Source organism: Streptomyces sp. NPDC004561 (genome assembly GCF_053602155.1).
In genome coordinates this window covers 1-20,302 of the sequence record NZ_JBSGDB010000052.1, presented here as the reverse complement: position 1 = coordinate 20,302, position 20,302 = coordinate 1, and the positions used below count along the sequence as shown (strand labels likewise).

At 69.3% G+C, this 20,302-nt stretch carries 20 protein-coding genes; 1 reads left to right on the top strand and 19 read right to left on the bottom strand.

Translation table 11 applies throughout. From position 1 onward, the window contains the following. Positions 1 to 58: 58 nt before the first annotated feature. Positions 59 to 1,879 (top strand): glycosyl hydrolase family 18 protein, encoded by a 1,821-nt coding sequence (locus ACWEN3_RS10240; protein WP_452968097.1) that lies wholly within the window; start codon positions 59 to 61, stop codon positions 1,877 to 1,879. 66 nt (positions 1,880 to 1,945) lie between these two features. Here the strand turns inward: ACWEN3_RS10240 and ACWEN3_RS10235 are convergent, their stop codons facing one another. From ACWEN3_RS10235 to ACWEN3_RS10145, 19 genes are all read right to left on the bottom strand, one after another. Next, the gene (locus ACWEN3_RS10235) at positions 1,946 to 2,392 is read right to left on the bottom strand and encodes a DUF2550 domain-containing protein (RefSeq protein WP_452968095.1); all 447 of its coding nucleotides are present in this window, start codon (positions 2,390 to 2,392) and stop codon (positions 1,946 to 1,948) included. 175 nt (positions 2,393 to 2,567) lie between these two features. Then, positions 2,568 to 2,942, bottom strand: a complete 375-nt coding sequence (locus tag ACWEN3_RS10230; protein WP_452968093.1) for a F0F1 ATP synthase subunit epsilon — start codon at positions 2,940 to 2,942, stop codon at positions 2,568 to 2,570. A gap of 117 nt (positions 2,943 to 3,059) precedes the next feature. Further along, complete coding sequence (atpD, locus tag ACWEN3_RS10225; protein ID WP_452968091.1) at positions 3,060 to 4,496, bottom strand: F0F1 ATP synthase subunit beta; 1,437 nt, start codon at positions 4,494 to 4,496, stop codon at positions 3,060 to 3,062. Further along, on the bottom strand, positions 4,496 to 5,413 hold the full coding sequence (locus tag ACWEN3_RS10220; RefSeq protein ID WP_452968088.1) for a F0F1 ATP synthase subunit gamma: 918 nt from the start codon (positions 5,411 to 5,413) through the stop codon (positions 4,496 to 4,498). The genes atpD and ACWEN3_RS10220 overlap by 1 nt, the downstream gene beginning before the upstream one ends. 21 nt (positions 5,414 to 5,434) lie before the next feature. After that, positions 5,435 to 7,027 carry a F0F1 ATP synthase subunit alpha gene (atpA, locus tag ACWEN3_RS10215; RefSeq protein WP_452968086.1) on the bottom strand — a complete coding sequence of 531 codons (1,593 nt, stop codon included), beginning with the start codon at positions 7,025 to 7,027 and terminating at the stop codon, positions 5,435 to 5,437. A gap of 139 nt (positions 7,028 to 7,166) precedes the next feature. Further along, the gene (locus ACWEN3_RS10210) at positions 7,167 to 7,982 is read right to left on the bottom strand and encodes a F0F1 ATP synthase subunit delta (protein ID WP_452968083.1); all 816 of its coding nucleotides are present in this window, start codon (positions 7,980 to 7,982) and stop codon (positions 7,167 to 7,169) included. Next, a complete protein-coding gene (locus ACWEN3_RS10205; RefSeq protein WP_452968081.1) occupies positions 7,979 to 8,530 on the bottom strand; it encodes a F0F1 ATP synthase subunit B in 552 nt (183 codons plus the stop codon). Before ACWEN3_RS10205 ends, ACWEN3_RS10210 begins: the two co-directional genes overlap by 4 nt. Positions 8,531 to 8,569: 39 nt before the next feature. Further along, a complete protein-coding gene (locus ACWEN3_RS10200) occupies positions 8,570 to 8,809 on the bottom strand; it encodes an ATP synthase subunit c family protein (RefSeq protein ID WP_003992984.1) in 240 nt (79 codons plus the stop codon). A 69-nt stretch (positions 8,810 to 8,878) separates the two neighbouring features. Then, positions 8,879 to 9,649: a F0F1 ATP synthase subunit A gene (atpB, locus tag ACWEN3_RS10195; RefSeq protein ID WP_452968122.1), complete on the bottom strand. Its 771-nt coding sequence runs from the start codon at positions 9,647 to 9,649 to the stop codon at positions 8,879 to 8,881. A gap of 273 nt (positions 9,650 to 9,922) precedes the next feature. After that, positions 9,923 to 10,360, bottom strand: a complete 438-nt coding sequence (locus ACWEN3_RS10190; RefSeq protein WP_452968078.1) for a hypothetical protein — start codon at positions 10,358 to 10,360, stop codon at positions 9,923 to 9,925. A gap of 302 nt (positions 10,361 to 10,662) precedes the next feature. After that, positions 10,663 to 11,982: an MraY family glycosyltransferase gene (locus ACWEN3_RS10185; RefSeq protein WP_452968076.1), complete on the bottom strand. Its 1,320-nt coding sequence runs from the start codon at positions 11,980 to 11,982 to the stop codon at positions 10,663 to 10,665. A 153-nt stretch (positions 11,983 to 12,135) separates the two neighbouring features. After that, positions 12,136 to 13,374 (bottom strand): serine hydroxymethyltransferase, encoded by a 1,239-nt coding sequence (locus tag ACWEN3_RS10180; protein ID WP_452968074.1) that lies wholly within the window; start codon positions 13,372 to 13,374, stop codon positions 12,136 to 12,138. A 114-nt stretch (positions 13,375 to 13,488) separates the two neighbouring features. After that, the gene (locus ACWEN3_RS10175) at positions 13,489 to 14,166 is read right to left on the bottom strand and encodes an arsenate reductase/protein-tyrosine-phosphatase family protein (RefSeq protein ID WP_452968072.1); all 678 of its coding nucleotides are present in this window, start codon (positions 14,164 to 14,166) and stop codon (positions 13,489 to 13,491) included. Next, positions 14,163 to 14,810: an L-threonylcarbamoyladenylate synthase gene (locus ACWEN3_RS10170; protein ID WP_452968070.1), complete on the bottom strand. Its 648-nt coding sequence runs from the start codon at positions 14,808 to 14,810 to the stop codon at positions 14,163 to 14,165. Before ACWEN3_RS10170 ends, ACWEN3_RS10175 begins: the two co-directional genes overlap by 4 nt. A gap of 52 nt (positions 14,811 to 14,862) precedes the next feature. Then, entirely contained in the window at positions 14,863 to 15,708 is an 846-nt protein-coding gene (prmC, locus tag ACWEN3_RS10165; protein WP_452968068.1) for a peptide chain release factor N(5)-glutamine methyltransferase, read from the bottom strand. 39 nt (positions 15,709 to 15,747) lie between these two features. Beyond that, a complete protein-coding gene (prfA, locus tag ACWEN3_RS10160) occupies positions 15,748 to 16,815 on the bottom strand; it encodes a peptide chain release factor 1 (protein ID WP_452968066.1) in 1,068 nt (355 codons plus the stop codon). Between the two features lie 109 nt (positions 16,816 to 16,924). Next, complete coding sequence (gene rpmE / locus ACWEN3_RS10155) at positions 16,925 to 17,146, bottom strand: 50S ribosomal protein L31 (protein ID WP_030740744.1); 222 nt, start codon at positions 17,144 to 17,146, stop codon at positions 16,925 to 16,927. Between the two features lie 151 nt (positions 17,147 to 17,297). Continuing rightward, a complete protein-coding gene (locus ACWEN3_RS10150; protein ID WP_452968063.1) occupies positions 17,298 to 18,422 on the bottom strand; it encodes an LCP family protein in 1,125 nt (374 codons plus the stop codon). A gap of 197 nt (positions 18,423 to 18,619) precedes the next feature. Next, a partial coding sequence (locus ACWEN3_RS10145; RefSeq protein ID WP_452968060.1) for a trypsin-like serine protease occupies positions 18,620 to 20,302 on the bottom strand: 1,683 nt, incomplete at its 5' end.

The following is a 20,302-nucleotide window of genomic DNA, read 5'->3' as shown; positions in this document are numbered from 1 at the left end:
CGTGGGCGTGAAGGCTCAGTCATGCCCCTGACACCCCCATCACCGAGGGAGGCGCAGCATGCGCTTCAGACACAGAGCCGCGGCAGGGTTCGCGACCCTGTTGCTCCCCCTGGCCGGCCTGGTCGGTCTCGCGAGCCCCGCCCAGGCCGCGGGCACCGCCACCGCCACCTACGCCAAGACCAGCGACTGGGGCACCGGCTTCGGCGGTCAGTGGACCATCAAGAACACCGGTACCACCAGCATCAGTTCCTGGACCGTCGAATGGGACTTCCCCTCCGGCACGTCCGTCACCTCCGCCTGGGACGCGGACGTGACCAGCTCCGGCACCCACTGGACCGCCAGGAACAAGTCCTACGACGGCACCATCGCCCCCGGCGGCTCCGTCTCCTTCGGCTTCAACGGCGCGGGATCGGGCTCACCGAGCAACTGCAGGCTCAACGGCGACAGTTGTGACGGCACCACCGTCCCGGGCGACGCGCCCCCGAGCGCCCCCGGCACACCGACCGCCTCCGGCGTCACCGACACCTCGGTGAAGCTCTCCTGGGGCGCGGCCACCGACGACAAGGGCGTCAAGAACTACGACGTCCTGCGCGACGGCAAGGTCGTCGGCACGGTGACGACCACCTCGTACACCGACACCGGCCTGACCGCCGGCACCGACTACTCCTACACCGTGCAGGCCCGGGACACCGCGGACCAGACCGGGCCGGTCAGCGGCGCGGTCGCCGTGCACACCACCGGCGGCGGTACCACTCCCCCGCCCGCCGGCGGCAAGGTGAAGCTCGGCTACTTCACCGAATGGGGCATCTACGGCCGCAACTACAACGTCAAGAACCTGGTCACCTCCGGCTCCGCGTCGAAGATCACGCACATCAACTACGCCTTCGGCAACGTCACCGGCGGCAAGTGCGCGATCGGCGACTCCTACGCCGACTACGACAAGGCGTTCACCGCCGACCAGTCGGTCAGCGGCGCCGCCGACACCTGGGACCAGCCGCTGCGCGGCAACTTCAACCAGCTGCGCGAGCTGAAGGCCAAGTACCCGAACCTGAAGGTGCTGTGGTCCTTCGGCGGCTGGACCTGGTCCGGCGGCTTCGCGGACGCGGCCAAGGACCCGGCGGCCTTCGCCCAGTCCTGCTACGACCTCGTCAACGACCCGCGCTGGGCGGACGTGTTCGACGGCATCGACATCGACTGGGAGTACCCGAACGCCTGCGGCCTGTCCTGCGACACCAGCGGGGCCGCGGCCTTCAGGAACGTGATGGCCGCGCTGCGCGCCAAGTTCGGCGGCGGCAAGCTGGTCACCGCCGCGGTTACCGCCGACGGCTCGGCCGGCGGCAAGATCGAGTCCGCCGACTACGCCGGCGCCGCCCAGTACGTCGACTGGTACAACGTGATGACGTACGACTTCTTCGGCGCCTGGGACGCCCAGGGCCCCACGGCCCCGCACTCCCCGCTCACCTCGTACTCCGGCATCCCGAAGGCGGGCTTCACCACCGCCGACGCGATCGCCAAGTACAAGGCGACCGGCGTCCCCGCGAGCAAGCTGCTCATCGGCATCGGCTTCTACGGCCGCGGCTGGACCGGCGTCACCCAGGACGCCCCGGGCGGCACGGCCACGGGCCCGGCGGCCGGCACCTACGAGCAGGGCATCGAGGACTACAAGGTGCTCAAGACGTCCTGCCCGGTCACCGGCACCGTCGCGGGCACGGCGTACGCGCACTGCGGCAGCAACTGGTGGTCCTACGACACCCCGTCGACGATCGCCGGGAAGATGAGCTGGGCCAAGTCCCAGGGTCTGGGCGGCGCGTTCTTCTGGGAGTTCAGCGGCGACACCGGCAACGGCGAACTGGTGAACGCGATCAGCAGCAACCTGTAAGCGAGCGGTTCCCGCTCAGAGCCGCATTCGCTCCCCTCGGCTCCGGCTGGGGGAGAGTGAATGCGGCTACGCCACATTCACTCGCTGTCCGGGCGGGGCTGCCTCCAGCCACGCGAGAAACCCGGTCAGCGCGTCTTCGCTCATGGCGAGTTCGAGGCGCGTGCCCCGGTGGGCGCAGGCGAGCACCACCGCGTCGGACAGCAGCGCCAGTTCCTCCTCGCCCTCGGGCAGCCGGCGGCCGGCCACCTCGATCTGCGCGCGTTCCAGGGTGCGGCGGGGGCGGAGGGCGTAGGAGAAGACCCGGTACCACTCGATGCGGTCGCCGTTGTAGCGGGCGACGCCGTAGCTCCAGCCCTTCCCGTTGACGTCCGGTTTCTCGGGCACGTCCCAGCGCAGCGAGCAGTCAAAGGTCCCGCCGGAGCGCTGGATCAGCCTGCGCCGCAGACCGAACAGGAACAGTCCCACCACCACGAGCGCGACCACGATCCCGCACACAGTCAGAGCGAGGACCATCGGCACCGACCTCCTCGTCTCCTAGGAACTGCTTCTGTTACTGAGTAATGAAACGGAAAAAACACCCACATCTGCCTCAGCCGCGACCGGCACCGGATTACTCCGGGCCGACCGCGGCTGAGTGATGTCATACAGCGCTCCCCCAGAGCCTAGAGGGCCTGGGAGGTGCCTCCGGTCATCGCGCCGACGCCGCGCGGAGGCGGACGTCCGCGCGACGCTCGGCGGCGGCGTCGCCCTCCGCCTTCGCGCGCTCCAGATCCCGCTCCGTGCGCTGGACATCGATCTCGTCCGACAGCTCGGCGATCTCGGCCAGCAGCGACAGCTTGTTGTCGGCGAACGAGATGAAACCGCCGTGCACCGCGGCGACGACCGTTCCACCATCACTCGTACGGATGGTCACCGGGCCCGACTCCAGCACACCGAGCAGCGGCTGGTGACCGGGCATGACGCCGATGTCGCCGGACGTGGTGCGCGCGACGACCAGGGTGGCCTCGCCGGACCAGACCTGGCGGTCCGCGGCGACCAGCTCGACGTGCAGCTCAGCAGCCAAGGGTGGCTCCTCGGGTCACCACCCGGCGGTTCTGCCGGGTGTTGGGGTCAATTCTAGTGGGCGTGAAGGAGGGGGCGGGACGGACCCGCCCCCTCACGACTCAGGCGGTCGCCGGAGTCAGGAGACGCCCAGCTCCTTGGCGTTCTGCTTGAGGTCCTCGAGACCACCGCACATGAAGAACGCCTGCTCGGGGAAGTGGTCGTACTCACCGTCGCAGATCGCGTTGAACGCGGTGATCGACTCGTCGAGCGGCACGTCCGAGCCGTCCACGCCGGTGAACTGCTTGGCGACGTGGGTGTTCTGGGACAGGAAGCGCTCCACACGACGGGCACGGTGGACGACGAGCTTGTCCTCCTCGCCGAGTTCGTCGATACCGAGGATCGCGATGATGTCCTGGAGGTCCTTGTACTTCTGCAGGATCGTCTTCACGCGCATGGCCGCGTTGTAGTGATCCGCGGCGATGTAGCGCGGGTCCAGGATCCGGGACGTGGAGTCCAGCGGGTCCACGGCCGGGTAGATGCCCTTCTCGGAGATCGGACGGGACAGAACCGTCGTCGCGTCGAGGTGGGCGAAGGTGGTGGCCGGGGCCGGGTCGGTCAGGTCGTCGGCGGGGACGTAGATCGCCTGCATCGAGGTGATCGAGTGACCGCGGGTCGACGTGATGCGCTCCTGGAGGAGGCCCATCTCGTCGGCCAGGTTCGGCTGGTAGCCCACCGCGGACGGCATGCGGCCGAGCAGGGTGGAGACCTCGGAACCGGCCTGCGTGAAGCGGAAGATGTTGTCGATGAAGAACAGCACGTCCTGCTTCTGGACGTCACGGAAGTACTCGGCCATGGTGAGGCCGGCCAGCGCGACGCGCAGACGGGTGCCCGGGGGCTCGTCCATCTGACCGAAGACCAGGGCGGTCTTGTCGATGACGCCCGAGTCGCTCATTTCCTCGATGAGGTCGTTGCCCTCACGGGTGCGCTCACCGACACCGGCGAACACGGAGACACCGTCGTGGTTGTTGGCGACGCGGTAGATCATCTCCTGGATGAGCACCGTCTTGCCGACGCCGGCACCGCCGAACAGACCGATCTTTCCACCCTTGACGTACGGGGTGAGAAGGTCGATGACCTTGACGCCGGTCTCGAACATCTCGGTCTTCGACTCGAGCTCGTCGAAGTTCGGGGCCTTGCGGTGGATGCCCCAGCGCTCGCCCTCGTACTGCTCGTCGACGTTCAGCACCTCACCGAGGGTGTTGAACACCTTGCCCTTGGTGAAGTCGCCGACCGGCACCGTGATGGAGTTGCCGGTGTCGGTGACCGCGGCCTGGCGGACCAGACCGTCGGTGGGCTGCATGGAGATGGTGCGGACCAGGCCGTCACCCAGGTGCTGGGCGACCTCCAGGGTCAGCGTCTTCTTCTCGCCGGCGTTGGCCGGGTCGGCCACCTCGACGTGAAGGGCGTTGTAGATGTCCGGCATCGCGTCGACGGGGAACTCCACGTCGACGACCGGGCCGATGACCCGGGCGACGCGGCCCGTAGCCGTCGCGGTCTCAACAGTGGTGGTCATTATCGGTCACTCCCCGCGGTCGCGTCGGCCAGGGCGCTCGCGCCACCGACGATCTCGCTGATTTCCTGGGTGATTTCGGCCTGGCGGGCCGCGTTGGCAAGCCGGGAGAGCGTGTTGATCAGCTCGCCCGCGTTGTCGGTGGCCGACTTCATCGCGCGCCGCGTGGCGGCGTGCTTCGAGGCGGCCGACTGGAGCAGCGCGTTGTAGATACGGCTCTCCACGTAGCGCGGCAGCAGGGCGTCGAGGACGTCCTCCGCCGAGGGCTCGAAGTCGTACAGCGGCAGGATCTCGCCCTGCTGCTTCGTCTCCTGCACGACCTCTTCGAGGCGCAGCGGAAGCAGGCGTGCGTCGAGCGCCGTCTGCGTCATCATCGAGACGAACTCGGTGAAGACGATGTGGAGTTCGTCCACACCACCCTCGGCCGTCTCCTTCTCGATGGCCTCGATCAGGGGCGCCGCGACCTTCTTGGCGTCCGCGTACGACGGCTCGTCGGTGAAGCCCGTCCACGACTCCGCGATCTTGCGCTCACGGAAGTTGTAGTGGGCGACGCCGCGCCGGCCGACGATGTACGTGTCGACCTGCTTGCCCTCGCCCTCCAGGCGCGCGGTCAGCTGCTCCGCCGCCTTGATGGAGTTGGAGTTGAAGGCGCCGGCCAGACCGCGGTCGCTCGTGAGGAGCAGGATCGCGGCACGGGTCGGGTTCTCCGTCTCCGTGGTGAGCGGGTGCTTGGTGTTCGAACCCGTACCGACCGCCGTGACCGCGCGGGTCAGTTCCTGCGCGTACGGCGTGGAGGCCACCACCTTGCGCTGCGCCTTGACGACGCGCGAGGCGGCGATCATCTCCATCGCCTTGGTGATCTTCTTGGTCGCGCTGACGGATCGGATGCGACGCTTGTAGACCCGGAGCTGGGCTCCCATGAGTCAGGTCCCTTCCTTACGTCACTTGGCGGCAGCGGCAGGAACGTCCTCGCCGAGCAGCTTGCCGTCCGAGGTCTCGAACTGCTTCTTGAACTCGGCCACCGCGTCGTCGATCGCCTGGATCGTGTCGTCGGACATCTTGGCGCCCTCCTTGATGGAGGTCATCAGGCCCTGGTGCTTCCGGTGCAGGAAGTCGATCAGTTCCTTCTCGAAGCGACGGATGTCGGCGACCGGGACGTCGTCCATGCGGCCGTTGGTGCCGGCCCAGACGGAGACGACCTGGTCCTCGGTGGCCATCGGCTGGTACTGGTCCTGCTTCAGCAGCTCGACCATGCGCGAACCGCGCTCCAGCTGCGCCTTCGAGGCCGCGTCCAGGTCGGAACCGAAGGCGGCGAACGCCTCCAGCTCACGGAACTGGGCGAGGTCGACACGGAGGCGGCCGGAGACCTGGCGCATCGCCTTGTGCTGGGCGGAACCACCGACTCGGGAGACGGAGATACCGACGTTCAGCGCGGGACGCTGACCGGCGTTGAACAGGTCCGACTCCAGGAAGCACTGGCCGTCGGTGATGGAGATGACGTTGGTCGGGATGAACGCCGAGACGTCGTTGGCCTTGGTCTCGACGATCGGCAGACCGGTCATCGAACCGGCACCCATGTCGTCGGAGAGCTTGGCGCAGCGCTCCAGCAGACGGGAGTGCAGGTAGAAGACGTCACCCGGGTAGGCCTCACGGCCCGGCGGGCGGCGCAGCAGCAGGGACACGGCGCGGTAGGCGTCGGCCTGCTTCGAGAGGTCGTCGAAGATGATGAGGACGTGCTTCCCCTCGTACATCCACTGCTGGCCGATGGCCGAACCGGTGTACGGCGCCAGGTACTTGAAGCCGGCCGGGTCGGACGCCGGGGCGGCGACGATGGTCGTGTACTCCAGCGCGCCGTTCTCCTCCAGCGCGCGGCGCACGCCGGCGATGGTGGAGCCCTTCTGGCCGATGGCGACGTAGATGCAGCGGACCTGCTTCTTCGGGTCGCCGGTGCGCCAGTTGTCGCGCTGGTTGATGATCGTGTCGACGGCCAGGGCGGTCTTGCCGGTCTGGCGGTCACCGATGATCAGCTGACGCTGGCCACGGCCGATCGGGGTCATGGCGTCGACGGCCTTGTAGCCGGTCTCCATCGGCTCGTGCACCGACTTGCGCTGCATGACCGTGGGGGCCTGCAGTTCCAGCGCACGGCGGCCGGACGTCTCGATCTCGCCGAGGCCGTCGATCGGGTTGCCGAGCGGGTCGACGACACGGCCGAGGTAGCCCTCGCCGACCGCCACGGAGAGCACCTCACCGGTGCGCTGCACCGGCTGCCCCTCCTCGATGCCGCTGAACTCACCGAGGACGATGGCACCGATCTCGCGCTCCTCGAGGTTGAGGGCGAGGCCGAGGGTGCCGTCCTCGAACTTCAGCAGTTCGTTGGCCATGGCCGAGGGCAGGCCCTCGACCTTCGCGATGCCGTCGCCGGCAAGGGTGACCGTACCGACCTCCTCGCGCGAGGCCGCGTCCGGCTTGTACGACTGGACAAAGTTCTCCAGCGCGTCCCGGATCTCCTCCGGCCGGATCGTGAGCTCCGCCATCTGGGTTCCCTGCTCTCCTTGTTGGGCCCGAAGTTTCACTTGGGGGGATGGGGACTCCCCCCTGAAAGAGGTGAATCCTCTGCACGGCCCAACCAGGGCCGTAATTGCGTACTGCTTTTCTCGAGATGTCGAGTTGCTGCTAGCTCGCCATGCGGCGGGCGGCCTCGTCCAGCCGGTCCGCGAGGGAGCCGTTGATGACCTCGTCACCGACCTGCACCCGGATCCCGCCGACAACCTCGGGGTCCACGTCCAGGTTGAGGTGCATCCGGCGGCCGTAGAGCTTCGCCAAGGCCTCGCCCAGGCGCTGCTTCTGCGGGTCGCTCAGCGGCACCGCCGAGGTGACGATCGCCACCAGCCGGTCCCGGCGCTCGGCGGCGAGCTTGGACAGGGACTCCAGTCCCGCTTCCAGGCTACGTCCACGCGGCGCGGTCACGAGGCGGACGACCAGACGCTCGGTGGCGGGCTTGGCCCGTCCGCCCAGCAGCCGGTGCAGCAGCTCGGTCTTGGCCTGGCCGCTCGCGGAGCGGTCGGTCAGCGCGGCGCGCAGCTCGGTGCTCGAGGAGACGATCCGGCCGAACCGGAACAGCTCGTCCTCGACCTCGTCGAGGGTGCCCTGCTTCTCCGCGGCCGTGAGGTCGGCGATGTCCGCCAGCTCCTCCAGCGCGTCGACCAGGTCGCGGGACTGCGACCAGCGGGTACGGGCCATCCCCGACACCAGGTCGGCGGCGGCACCGCTGACCTGGGCGCCGAGCAGGCGCTGAACGAGCTCCGCCTTGGCCTCTGCGGGCTGGGCCGGGTCGGTGAGGACCCGGCGCAGGCCGGCCTCGCGGTCGAGCAGCGCGGTGACGGCCGCCAGCTCGTCGGCGAGCGTGGTCGCGTCCACGGACGTGGAGTCCGTCAGCGCGTCCAGACGCTCCCGTGCGGCTGCCAGGGCCTCGCGGCTCGCTCCGTTCATCGCGTGGCCTCGGCCTTCTCCTCGAGCTCGTCGAGGAAGCGGTCGATCACACGGCTCTGGCGGGCGTGGTCCTCGAGGGACTCGCCGACGAGCTTGCCGGCCAGGTCGGTGGCGAGCTTGCCGACGTCCTGACGCAGCGCGGACGCGGCGGCCTTGCGGTCCGCCTCGATCTGGGCGTGACCGGCGGTGACGATCTCCTCGCGCTGCCGCTGGCCCTCGGCCCGCATCTCGGCGATGAGCGCGGCACCCTGCTCCTGCGCCTCCTGGCGCAGGCGGGCGGCCTCGTGCCGGGCCTCGGCGAGCTGGGCCCTGTACTGCTCAAGGACGCTCGCGGCCTCGACCTTCATGGCCTCGGCCTCTTCGATACCGCCTTCGATCGCCGCGCGGCGCTCCTCCAGAACCTTGTTGATGTTCGGAAGCAGCTTCTTCCAGAAGAAGAAGAACACGATGGCGAAGGCGATGGTGCCGACGACCAGCTCGGGCCACTCGGGAACGAGCGGGTTGCCGCCCTTCTCCGGAGCCGCCAGCTGTACCAGGTTGGCGATCACATCAGTGCCTTTCGTCGATGCGTGTCGGTGGGGAAGTTCTTACTTCACACCGAACACGAACGGCATGACGATGCCGATGAGGGCGAGCGCCTCACAGAAGGCGAAGCCCAGGATCTGGTTGGCACGGATCAGGCCGGCGGCCTCGGGCTGGCGGGCGAGGGCCTGGGTGCCGTTGCCGAAGATGATGCCGACGCCGATGCCGGGGCCGATAGCCGAGAGGCCGTAACCGACGGAACCGATGGAACCGGAGACAGCGGCGAGGGTCTCAGTGGCAGCCATGCTGAATCTTCCTTCTCTTTACGGACCGGTGGGGGTTGGCCACCGGACGACCAGGGGGTGGGTGGGGGCTCAGTGGTGCTCGGCGAGAGCGCCCTGAATGTAGGAGCAGGCCAGCAGTACGAAGACGTACGCCTGGACGGCCTGGACGAAAAGCTCGAAGCAGATCATGGCCATCGTCATCACGAAGGAGACGCCGGCGGCCGGGACCATCCAGCTGTTCAGCAGGTACCAGGAGGCGACGGTGAACATCACCAGCATCAGGTGACCGGCGAACATGTTGGCGAACAGTCGCACCGCGTGGGTGAACGGGCGGACGAGGAGGTTCGAGAAGAACTCGATGACCATGACGAGCGGGAGCACCCCACCCAGCGTCTTGTCGTAGCCCGTGATGTTCTTGAAGAAGCCCACGAAGCCGTGACGCTTGAAGGTCAGCCCGACCCACAGGATCCAGACGATCGCGGCCATGACCATCGGGTAGGCGATGATCGAGCCCACCGGGATCTGCGCCAGCGGGATCACGGACCAGACGTTCATGATCCAGACGAAGAAGAAGATGGAGACCATGAGCGGTACCCACTTCTCGCCCTCGCGCTTGCCGAGGGTCTCGTACACGATGCCGCGGCGCACGAAGTCGTAGCCGGCCTCGGCGACCATCTGCAGCTTGCCGGGAACGACCCTGGCCTTGCCGAAGGCCGCCGTGAAGAAGGCGACGATCAGCGCGGTGGTGATGAGCGCGAGCAGCATCACCTTGTTGAAGTCGAAGCCCCCGACCGTGGCGATCGGCTTGAACAGGAAGGAGTGCAGGCCCGGAGCCGGAAAGCCACACCCGTTGTCGGACATGATCCGACAACTCCAGTCGAAGGCGAGCTGGGTCTTGTCAGCACTCACCGCGGGCTCCTTCGGCGTGACGCATAGGTACGGCAACCTCGTTGTGTCGGCGCGGCGCATGACCGCGGATCGGCACCGGACTGGTGATACGGATGTGGGGGCGGCTGAGGGGCATCGAGCCTCGCGATCGAGCAGGCGTCAGCTCGGATGCCCGCGCCCGCGATGCCGCAGTTGGCACCGGACGATAGCAGGAGATCTCACGGCCCTTTATCTCGCCCCTACCCCTCACGACGACGGCCCCGTCTTCTCGTGCTTCTCACTCTTCGCGGAGTCCGGGTCGACGTAGAAGATCTTGGCCTTCATGTGGGCGCGCGCCTGCGCGGCCATCCACACGACGGTCGTGACGACCAGCGACAAGGCGAACGCCTTCGGGTTGAAGAGAGAGGTGCCCTTGAAGACGGCGACGAAGATGAAGAGCAGAAGCAGCTGGGCCATGTAGAGCATCAGGCCCATTGCCTGGAACAGCTGCGGGAGCGTTTTTGCCGTCCACTGCAGCACGTAGAGGCCGATTCCCATGAACAGGACGGCCAGCGCCGCGCCGAGGGCCGCGCCGAGCGCACCTTTGCCCCCGGCGACCGCGGCGCTCACGGCGACGGCGATCACGCCGGCGGCCGCTGCGGGCACAGCGATCTGCAAGAGGTTCCGGGCGTCATTGGACGGCATGGCGGCAACTCCGCTTTCACAGGGGGCAGGGTGTCGTCATGGACGAGCGTAGTCCCGGGCTGAGTGATCGAGACCTCACACCAATGGACCGTCGCACTACGGTCCTTCGGTTCTATCCCGGGTTCTCGTGAACCGTATCACAAACTATTTGATGAGGTCTTTACCTGGTAGCTGTGCTTGCTGTCACACATGAGAGTGACAGCGCACGTCTGTGCAAAAACCGGGGTGCCTTGTCTGGTATTGGGGGGCTTTACTCCCCCACGAGTTGGCAATGCTCTAGTCAGATTCTTACCTTGTGCGTCTCAGTCCCGGTCAAGGAAACGCGAACGGGCGCTGAGCGCGGTCGACCCGTTGACGCGGGGCGCCCCGGCCGCGACGGGCGTGCGCTCCTCGGCCTCCTCGGCCGGTTCGGGGCCCGCGGCAGCCGTCCCGGCCGGCTCCACGGCCGCCCGGCGCCCCCTGCGGTAGCGCGGCGGCACGAAGTACTGGGCCCAGGCCGGCACCCGCGGCGTGAAGCGCGGGAGCAGCAGCAGGACCAGGCCGACCGCGCTGAGGAAGACGACCCCGAGCACGATCCACATGGACGCCGAGTTGACCGAGTACGCGAGCGCCCCGAAGCCGATCAGCGCCGACCAGAAGTACATGATCAGCACGGCCCGGCTGTGCGAGTGGCCGATCTCCAGCAGGCGGTGGTGCAGATGGCCCCGGTCGGCGGCGAACGGGGACTGGCCCCGCCAGGTGCGGCGGACGATCGCCAGCACCAGGTCGGCCGCGGGCACCGCGATGATCGTGAGCGGCATCAGGAGCGGGATGTAGACCGGCACCATCTGGTGCACGGTGTTGCGCTCGGAACCGGAGAACAGCTTCATCACGTCCGGGTCCACCTGACCCGTGATCGAGATCGCGCCGGCGGCCAGCACCAGGCCGATCAGCATGGAGCCGGAGTCGCCCATGAAGATCCGCGCCGGGTGCATGTTGTGCGGCAGGAAACCCAGGCACATGCCCATCAGGATCACCGCGAAGAGGGTGGCGGGGGCCGCGGCCTCGATGTTGTAGCCGAACCAGATGCGGTAGGCGTACAGGAAGAACGCGCAGGCGGCGATGCCCACCATGCCGGCCGCGAGCCCGTCCAGCCCGTCGACGAAGTTCACCGCGTTGATGGTGATGACGACCAGCGCCACCGTCAGCAGGGTGCCCTGCCACTGGGTCAGGGCCACCGTGCCGACACCGGGCACCGGCAGCCACAGGATGGTGAGGCCCTGCATGACCATCACGCCCGCGGCGATCATCTGCCCGCCGAGCTTGATCAGGGCGTCGATCTCGAACTTGTCGTCCAGCACGCCGATCAGCCAGATCAGCGCGGCCCCGGAGAGCAGCGCCCGGGGCTCGTTGGACTTGTCGAAGACCCAGCTGAGGTTGGTCAGGTGGTCGGCGGCCAGCAGGCCCGCGCACAGACCGAAGAACATGGCGATACCGCCGAGGCGCGGAGTGGGCTCCCGGTGCACGTCCCGGGCCCGGATCTCCGGCATCGCCCCCGCCACGATCGCGAACTTCCGCACCGGCCCTGTCAGCAGGTACGTCACCGCGGCCGTGATGCAGAGCGTCAGCAGGTATTCACGCACGGGCTTCCCCACAGGTCTCGCTGGGCCATCACAGCCTCACAGCCTAGCGGCGGACGTATATGGATGGGGACTTCCGGGTAGGCAGGATGGTTGCATGTGTGGCTGTGCGCCACGGCGCGCAACCGGATGTACGGATTAACCGCCTACCCCGTTTCAGCCGGGATACGGCGGGAAGCCGGCGGCCAGCGCGCGTACCTCCTCCCGGGCCCCGGCCGGGTCCCGCTGCCCCCGCAGCACGCCGGCGAGCAGCGCCGCGATCCGTACCATCTCCGGTTCGCCCATGCCCTGCGTGGTCACCGCCGCGGTGCCCAGGCGCAGGCCGCGGCCGTCGCCGTGCGGCAGCGCGCAGCAGTCCAGGACCAGCCCGGCGGCGGCGAGCCGGCCGCGCGCGGTGCGGCCGTCCACACCGAGCGGGGCCGGGTCGGCGGTGATCAGATGGGTGTCGGTGCCCCCGGTGGTCACGGTGAGCCCCTCGGCGGCCAGATGACCGGCCAGCACCCTGGCGTTGGCGACCACCTGGTGGGCGTACGCGGCGAACGCCGGTGTCGCCGCCTCGCCGAACGCGACGGCCTTGGCGGCGATGGTGTGCATCTGCGCACCGCCCTGGGTGAACGGGAACACGGCCCGGTCGACCCGCTCTGCCAGTTCGCTCCCGCAGAGGATCATGCCGCCGCGCGGACCGCGCAGCACCTTGTGCGTGGTCGCGCACACGATGTCGGCGTACGGCACCGGATTCGGCGCCGCTCCCCCGGCGACCAGTCCGATGGGGTGCGAGGCGTCCGCGATCAGATAGGCGCCGGCCTCGTCGGCGACCTCGCGGAAGAAGGCATGGTCGAGGTGGCGGGGATAGGCGATCGAGCCGCACACGATCGCCTTCGGCCGGTGGTTGCGGGCCAGGTGACGCACCTGGTCGTGGTCGATGAGCCCGGTCTCGGCGTCGACGCCGTAGCCGACGAAGTCGAACCAGCGGCCGGAGAAGTTGGCCGGCGAGCCGTGGGTCAGGTGACCGCCGTAGGGCAGGCCGAGGGCGAGGACGGTGTCACCGGGGCGCAGCAGGGCCGCGTAGGCGGCCAGGACGGCCGAGGAGCCCGAGTGGGGCTGGACGTTGGCGTGCTGGGCCCCGAACAGCGCCTTGGCCCGTTCGACGGCGAGGCGCTCGGCGACGTCGACGATCTCGCAGCCGCCGTGGTGCCGGGCGCCGGGGTAGCCCTCGGCGTACTTGTTGGCGAGCGGCGAGCCGAGGGCCGCGAGCACTGCTGGCGAGGTGAAGTTCTCGGCGGCGATCAGCTGGAGCGTCGTCGACTGCCGGTCGAGCTCGGCGAACAGGATGTCGGCGAGCTCGGGGTCCTGCTGCCGCAGGACGTCGGTCTCAAGAGCAGGGGTGACCGCCATGGTGGGCTCCCGGGCGTCGACGGGGACGTAGGTCCAATGTAGGCCGGGGACGCCTGGGACGCCGGGTATTGGCGACGCGCCGGAGACCGTGCCCCCGAAGGGCGCAGCGCGTCCCTACATCCGCGCCGGAACCCCCGTCAGGGCGGTCACGACCGGGTCCAGCGCGTCCCGTATCTCGTCGCCGATCGACCGGAAGAAGGTCAGCGGGGCGCCGTAGGGGTCGTACACCTCGTCCGCCTCGGCGGTCGGGGCCAGCAGCCACCCGCGCAGCGCCGCGGCCGCACGCACCAGCGCACGGGCGCGCGTGACCACACCGTCCTCCAGGGGAGGCAGCGTGGCCGGGTCTATCGCCCGGACGAGCCGGGTGAACTCCTTCAGCGTGAAGGTGCGCAGGCCCGCCGAGTGGCCCATGGAGATGACCTGGGCGCGGTGGTCACGGGTGGCGGTCAGCACCAGGTCGGCCATGATGACGTGCTCGTCCAGCAGTTCCCGCCCGGTGAACCCGGAGGCGTCCGCGCCGAAGTCGGCCAGCACGGTCTCCGCGTTGGCCTCCATCGGCGCGCCCTCGTGGCCCCAGGTGCCCGCGCTCTCCACGATCAGCCCGCCGCCGAGCACGCCGAGCCGCTCGGCGACGAAATGCCGGGTCAGCCGCTCGGTGATGGGCGAGCGGCACACGTTGCCGGTGCTGACATGGAGGATGCGGAAGGTGTCGCGCGGAAAACCGAACGTGGTGGTCTCCTCCGCGACACGCTCCCCGATGCCTATGCCACGCCCCGCTTCAGGGGCCGTCAATTCGCCACCTCGAGGTCGGGTACGACCTTGCGCAGCTCGTCCGGGGAGATCGCGCCCTCGCGCAGCAGCAGCGGCACCTCGCGGGAGACGTCCACGATGGACGACGGCACGTTGCCCGGGGTCGGGCCGCCGTCGAGGTAGACGGAGACGGAGTCGCCCAGCATGTCCTGGGCGGCGTCGCAGGTCTCCGGCGCCGGGTGCCCGGTGAGGTTGGCGGAGGACACGGCCATCGGGCCGACCTCGGTGAGCAGCTCGATGGCGACGGGGTGCAGCGGCATGCGCACGGCGACCGTGCCCCGGGTGTCGCCGAGGTCCCACTGCAGGGACGGCTGGTGCCGGGCGACGAGCGTGAGGGCGCCCGGCCAGAACGCGTCGACCAGTTCCCAGGCCAGCTCGGAGAAGTCCGTGACGAGGCCGTGCAGGGTGTTCGGAGAGCCGATGAGCACGGGCGTGGGCATGTTGCGGCCCCGGCCCTTGGCACCCAGCAGGTCGGCGACGGCCTCGGAGGAGAACGCGTCGGCGCCGATGCCGTACACGGTGTCGGTCGGGAGCACCACCAGCTCGCCCCGGCGGACGGCGGACGCGGCCTCGCGCAGACCCGTCACGCGGTCGGTCGCGTCGTTGGTGTCGTATCGCCGTGCCATGTCTAGCTGGCCTCCTCGTACACGTACTGCGGGGATGAAGTCTCAGGGGTGGTCACGGCAGCGCCTTGCGCGCGGTCGCGAACCGGGGGCGGTTGTTGAGGTCGGGGTGGTCGGCCGCGTCGGCCCAGCCCCGCTCCTCGGTGAAGATCCACGGCACCTGACCGCCCTGGGTGTCGGCGTGCTCGATCACGACGACCCCGCCGGGCCGCAGCAGCCGGTGCGCGGTGCGCTCGATGCCGCGGATCAGGTCGAGGCCGTCCTCCCCCGAGAACAACGCCAGCTCGGGGTCGTAGTCGCGGGCCTCGGGGGCCACGTACTCCCATTCGGTGAGCGGGATGTACGGCGGGTTGGACACGACCAGGTCCACCTGGCCGTCGAGGTCGGGGAAGGCACTCAGCGCGTCGCCCTGCCGCAGGTCGACCCTGGAGCCCGCCATGTTCTTGCGGGTCCACACCAGGGCGTCCTCGGACAGCTCCACGGCGTGCACGCGCGAGCGCGGGACCTCCTGGGCGAGGGCGAGCGCGATCGCGCCGGAACCGGTGCACAGGTCGACGATGCACGGCTCGACCACGTCCATGGCGCGCACGGCGTCTATGGCCCAGCCGACCACGGACTCGGTCTCCGGGCGGGGCACGAAGACGCCCGGCCCGACCTGCAGCTCCAGATAGCGGAAGTAGGCCCGCCCGGTGATGTGCTGCAGCGGCTCGCGCTGCTCGCGCCGGGCGATGACCTCCCAGTACCGGGCGTCGAAGTCCGAATCCTTCACGGAGTGCAGTCCGCCGCGCTTCACGCCGTGCACGAACGCGGCGAGCTCCTCCGCGTCGGTGCGCGGCGAGGGCACGCCGGCGTCGGCCAGCCGCTGGGTGGCCTGGGCCACCTCCGCGAGCAGCAGGTTCACGCGAGTCCTCCGTGTCGTGCTCGTACGTGCGTACGGGTCTTACGCGGCGGCGAGCTTCGCCGCCGAGTCGGCGTCGACGCAGGCCTGGATCACCGCGTCGAGGTCGCCGTCCAGCACCTGGTCCAGGTTGTACGCCTTGAAGCCGACGCGGTGGTCCGAGATGCGGTTCTCCGGGAAGTTGTAGGTGCGGATCTTCTCGGAGCGGTCGACGGTGCGGACCTGGCTGCGGCGGGCGTCGGCGGCCTCCCGCTCCGCCTCCTCCTGGGCCATGGCGAGCAGCCTGGAGCGCAGGATACGCAGAGCCTGCTCCTTGTTCTGCAGCTGGCTCTTCTCGTTCTGGCAGGAGGCGACGACCCCGGTCGGAAGGTGCGTGATGCGCACCGCGGAGTCGGTGGTGTTGACGGACTGGCCGCCCGGGCCGGAGGACCGGTAGACGTCGATCCGCAGGTCGTTCGGGTTGATCTCCACGTCCACCTCCTCGGCCTCGGGGGTGACGAGGACACCGGCGGCGGAGGTGTGGATACGGCCCTGGGACTCGGTGGCCGGGACGCGCTGCACCCGGTGCACCCCGCCCTCGTACTTCAGCCGCGCCCAGACGCCCTGACCGGGCTCGATCTGCCCGCGGGCCTTCACCGCGACCTGGACGTCCTTGTAGCCGCCCAGCTCGGACTCGGTGGCGTCGATGATCTCGGTCTTCCAGCCGACGCGCTCGGCGTAGCGCAGGTACATGCGCAGCAGGTCGCCGGCGAACAGCGCCGACTCGTCGCCGCCGGCACCGGCCTTGACCTCCAGGATGACGTCCTTGTCGTCACTCGGGTCGCGCGGGATGAGCAGGAAGCGCAGGCGCTCGGTCAGCTCCTCGCGCTGCTTCTCCAGGTCCTTGACCTCGGCCGCGAAGTCGGGGTCGTCGGCGGCCAGCTCGCGCGCGGTCCCGATGTCGTCGCCGGTCTGCTTCCAGGAGCGGTACGTGCCGACGATCGGGGTCAGCTCGGCATAGCGCTTGTTCAGCCTGCGCGCGTTCGCCTGGTCGGCGTGGACCGACGGATCGGCGAGCTTCGTCTCCAGATCGGCGTGCTCGGCGACGAGTTCCTCGACTGCCTCGAACATCTTTCGGCTCCTGTACTGCGATGAAAGGGAAGGACGGGCGACCAAAAACGCCGGTCCCGGCGCCCGCCCGCGGAGGGCGTGCGGCCGTGGACCGGCGAAATGGGGCTCGCTACTTCTTGGAGCCGGCGGCCTTGCCGAAGCGGGCCTCGAAGCGGGCCACACGGCCACCGGTGTCGAGGATCTTCTGCTTGCCCGTGTAGAACGGGTGGCACTCGGAGCAGACCTCGGCCCGGATGGTGCCGGACTCGATGGTGCTGCGGGTGGTGAACGACGCGCCACAGGTGCAGCTGACCTGCGTCTCGACGTACGCGGGGTGGATGTCGCGCTTCAAGGTGTCTCCTAGGTTTCGGGAGGGCGCCGGGTCGCCGCCGCGGGGTGCGGGAGCGTGAACCGGAGCCGACGTACCAGTCTGCCAGGACTGGGGCCACCCTCCAAAACCGGGGGTGCGGTTGTTCTATTCCCCGGGCGCGCGGCGGCCGCCCCTACGTGGCGCTGACCACGCCCCTGGCCCCGCCGGTGGCGGTGCCCTGGGAGGCGGACCCCGGGACGGGCCGGTCGTTCCTCAGCGCGTCCCAGACCCGCTGGGCCTTCGTCTTCTCCTCCAGGACCCGGTTGGGGTTCGCCGGGTCGTACTGGACGGGCATGGTCACCATGGTCATGTCCCGGGTGCCGATGCCCTTGAGTCCGGCCGCGAAGTCGACGAGGGAGTTGACCGAGCCGAGCTCGGAGTCGGTGGTGACCGACTTGGTGGCGGTGTCGGCGAGGTCGTAGAGCTTCTTGGGGTCGCTGAACACGCCGACGTGCTTGACCTGGGTCAGCAGCGCCTTGACGAAGGCCTGCTGGAGCTGGATGCGGCCGAGGTCGGAGCCGTCGCCGACGCCGTGCCGGGTGCGGACCAGGCCGAGTGCCTGCTGCCCGTTCAGGGTGTGGGTGCCGGCCCTGAGGGCGAGGTGGCTCTGCGGGTCGTCGATGTTCTTCGTGGTGGTGACCGGGACCCCGCCGAGGCCGTCGATCAGCTTCTGGAAGCCCGCGAAGTCGACCTCCAGATAGTGGTCCATCCGGATGCCGGTGAGGGACTCCACGGTCTTCACCGCGCAGGCCGCGCCGCCGGTCGAGAAGGCCTCGTTGAACATCACGCCGGACGCGGCCGGGTGCGTGCCGCCCTTGGTGTCGGCGCACTCGGGGCGGTCCACGAGGGTGTCCCTCGGGATGGAGACCACGGCGGCCTTCTTGTGGCCCTGGTAGACGTGCACGATCATCGCGGTGTCGGAGCGGGCGCTGCCGTCGTCCGTGCCGCCGCCGAGCTTCCTGTTGGAGCCGGAGCGGGTGTCCGAGCCGAGGACCAGGATGTTCTCGGAGCCGTTGTCGACCTTCGTCGGCCGGTCGCTGCCGAGGGCCTGGTCGATGTCGACGCTCCGGATGTTGCCGTTGAGCGTGAAGTACACGTAACCGGCGCCGGCCCCGCCCAGCACGACCACGCCCGCGGCCACCCAGGCCGCGGCGAGCACGGCTCTGCGGCCCTTGCGGCGGCCCCCCTTGCCACGCTGGCTGGGGCCGGTCGCACCCGGCTCGGTTATGTCGGGCTCCGGCGTACTGTCGGCGGACACATCGCTCCTAGGGTCTCGTCGGTCGGTTACCCCCTGTTTGCAGGGTCAGGCGCGGTCGTCACCGTTCCATCGTCGCTCCGTGTGGTCAGACGGAGAAACTCGGGACGGGGTTGCACGACGCAGAGTGCTCATCGCGTGAGGCGATGGGCACTCTGTGTAGTCGTCCGCTTGGGGGTGAGCGTTGCTCACCTGCGGTTTCAGCCCCAGATGTCGTACGCCTGGAAACCGGTGCCGGCCGAGACCCTGGTGGCAAAGATCTCGCTTGTGGCCTTTCCGGTGCCCTTGTACAGGTACAGGGTGCCGCCGGGGGTCCTGGCGAGGAAGTCGGCCTTGCCGTCGCCGCTCACGTCGCCGACCGCGTCGAAGGCGTTGTAGCCGGTCCAGGCGCTGCGCACCTTGATCCGGGCGGAGAAGGCGCCCGGGCCGGACTTGCCGGTGCCCTTGTACAGGTACAGGTCGTCGCTGCCGGACTTGCGGGCGAGCAGGTCGGCCTTGCCGTCACCGGTGAAGTCGCCGTGGCCGCGCAGCGAGTTGTACTGGTTCCAGCCGGTGCCGACCTCCACGCGCGAGCCGAAGGTGCCGTTGCCCTTGCCCGGGTAGATCCACAGCGCGCCGCCGGAGTCGACCGACAGGATGTCCGGCAGGTAGTCGCCGGTGACGTCACCCGGGGCGATGATCCGGGTGCGGGTCTTCCAGCCGCTGAAGATCTTCGTGTCGGCCCAGGAGCCGTCCGTACGGGCGCTGTTGAGCACGAAGTGCTCCCAGTAGACGTCACCCGTGGAGCTGAGCCGGTAGATCAGGTCCTGGTAGCCGTCCCGGTTGAGGTCTGCCTGGAGGACCAGGTTGACGCCGCTCCAGTTGCCCCAGGAGGCGCCGGCGCCGAAGGAGCTACCGCTGGAGTCCCGCTCGTAGCCGGTCTTCGAGGAGGAGGAGCGCACGAAGATGTCGGCCTTGCCGTCCGGCTTGCCGTTGAACAGGCTCAGGCTGGTGTCGTCCACCTGGGGGTAGGCCGCGCCGGCGTACGTCGTGACCTTGCTGAAGACGCTGTAGCCGCCCTTCGCCACGCAGTCCGTGACGCCCCAGGAGACCACGCCGGCGATCCGGCCGCCCACCACGAGCGGGCCGCCGGAGTCGCCGTTGCAGGTCGCCTGGGTCCCGGCGTCGCTGCCGGACTGCGTGCCGGCGCAGACCATGTGACCGGCGATGTACGCGCTGCCGTAGGCACCGGTGCAGGTGCTGTCGGCGTGCAGGGTCAGCGTGGCCGTCTTGAGCGTCTGGGAGATGTCGTCGCTGGTGGAGCTGGTGCGGCCCCAGCCGTACACCTTGGCGCTGGTGCCGGCCGCGTAGGACGCGGTGTCGCCGGAGGTGACCATGCGGATCGGCGTGGCCTTGACCGGGACGGCCAGGGTGAGCACGGCGATGTCGTTGTCGGCGGGCGGCCGGCCGCCGGTCCTCCCCACCGTGTACGACGGGTGGTTCCACTGGCGCGTCACGGCGGTGGCCTGGCCGCCGTGCAGGTCCGTCGTGCCCGCGGAATCGGTGGTGGGCAGCTGGTCGGTGCCGGTGACGACGGCGCCGTAGGCCTTCCAGTTGTAGCTCTTGCCGTTCTCGTCCTTGACGCAGTGCGCGGCGGTGAGGATCTTCGTCGGCGCCACGACCGAGCCGCCGCAGAAGAAGCCGACGTCGTCGCTGGTGTCGGTGGTGCCCTTGTCGTCGTAGTACCAGAGCTGGGCCATCCACGGCGCCGAGGAGATGGTGGTCTCGCCGCCGCCGACGATCTTCGGCGAGACGGCGCCGAACCGGTACTCGCCCCAGGCGGCGGCGTTGGCGTCGTTCTCGACCACGACGGGGAGGCCGGTACGGGCCTCGACCTTCTCCTT

Bases quoted from the DNA above. Each gene is read 5' to 3' on its own strand.
- ACWEN3_RS10240 (WP_452968097.1), top strand. From the start codon at position 59: ATGCGCTTCAGACACAGAGCCGCGGCAGGGTTCGCGACCCTGTTGCTC.
- ACWEN3_RS10235 (WP_452968095.1), bottom strand. From the start codon at position 2,392: ATGGTCCTCGCTCTGACTGTGTGCGGGATCGTGGTCGCGCTCGTGGTG.
- atpD (WP_452968091.1), bottom strand. From the start codon at position 4,496: ATGACCACCACTGTTGAGACCGCGACGGCTACGGGCCGCGTCGCCCGG.
- ACWEN3_RS10220 (WP_452968088.1), bottom strand. From the start codon at position 5,413: ATGGGAGCCCAGCTCCGGGTCTACAAGCGTCGCATCCGATCCGTCAGC.
- atpA (WP_452968086.1), bottom strand. From the start codon at position 7,027: ATGGCGGAGCTCACGATCCGGCCGGAGGAGATCCGGGACGCGCTGGAG.
- ACWEN3_RS10210 (WP_452968083.1), bottom strand. From the start codon at position 7,982: ATGAACGGAGCGAGCCGCGAGGCCCTGGCAGCCGCACGGGAGCGTCTG.
- ACWEN3_RS10200 (WP_003992984.1), bottom strand. From the start codon at position 8,809: ATGGCTGCCACTGAGACCCTCGCCGCTGTCTCCGGTTCCATCGGTTCC.
- atpB (WP_452968122.1), bottom strand. From the start codon at position 9,649: ATGTCCGACAACGGGTGTGGCTTTCCGGCTCCGGGCCTGCACTCCTTC.
- ACWEN3_RS10190 (WP_452968078.1), bottom strand. From the start codon at position 10,360: ATGCCGTCCAATGACGCCCGGAACCTCTTGCAGATCGCTGTGCCCGCA.
- ACWEN3_RS10180 (WP_452968074.1), bottom strand. From the start codon at position 13,374: ATGGCGGTCACCCCTGCTCTTGAGACCGACGTCCTGCGGCAGCAGGAC.
- ACWEN3_RS10170 (WP_452968070.1), bottom strand. From the start codon at position 14,810: ATGGCACGGCGATACGACACCAACGACGCGACCGACCGCGTGACGGGT.
- prfA (WP_452968066.1), bottom strand. From the start codon at position 16,815: ATGTTCGAGGCAGTCGAGGAACTCGTCGCCGAGCACGCCGATCTGGAG.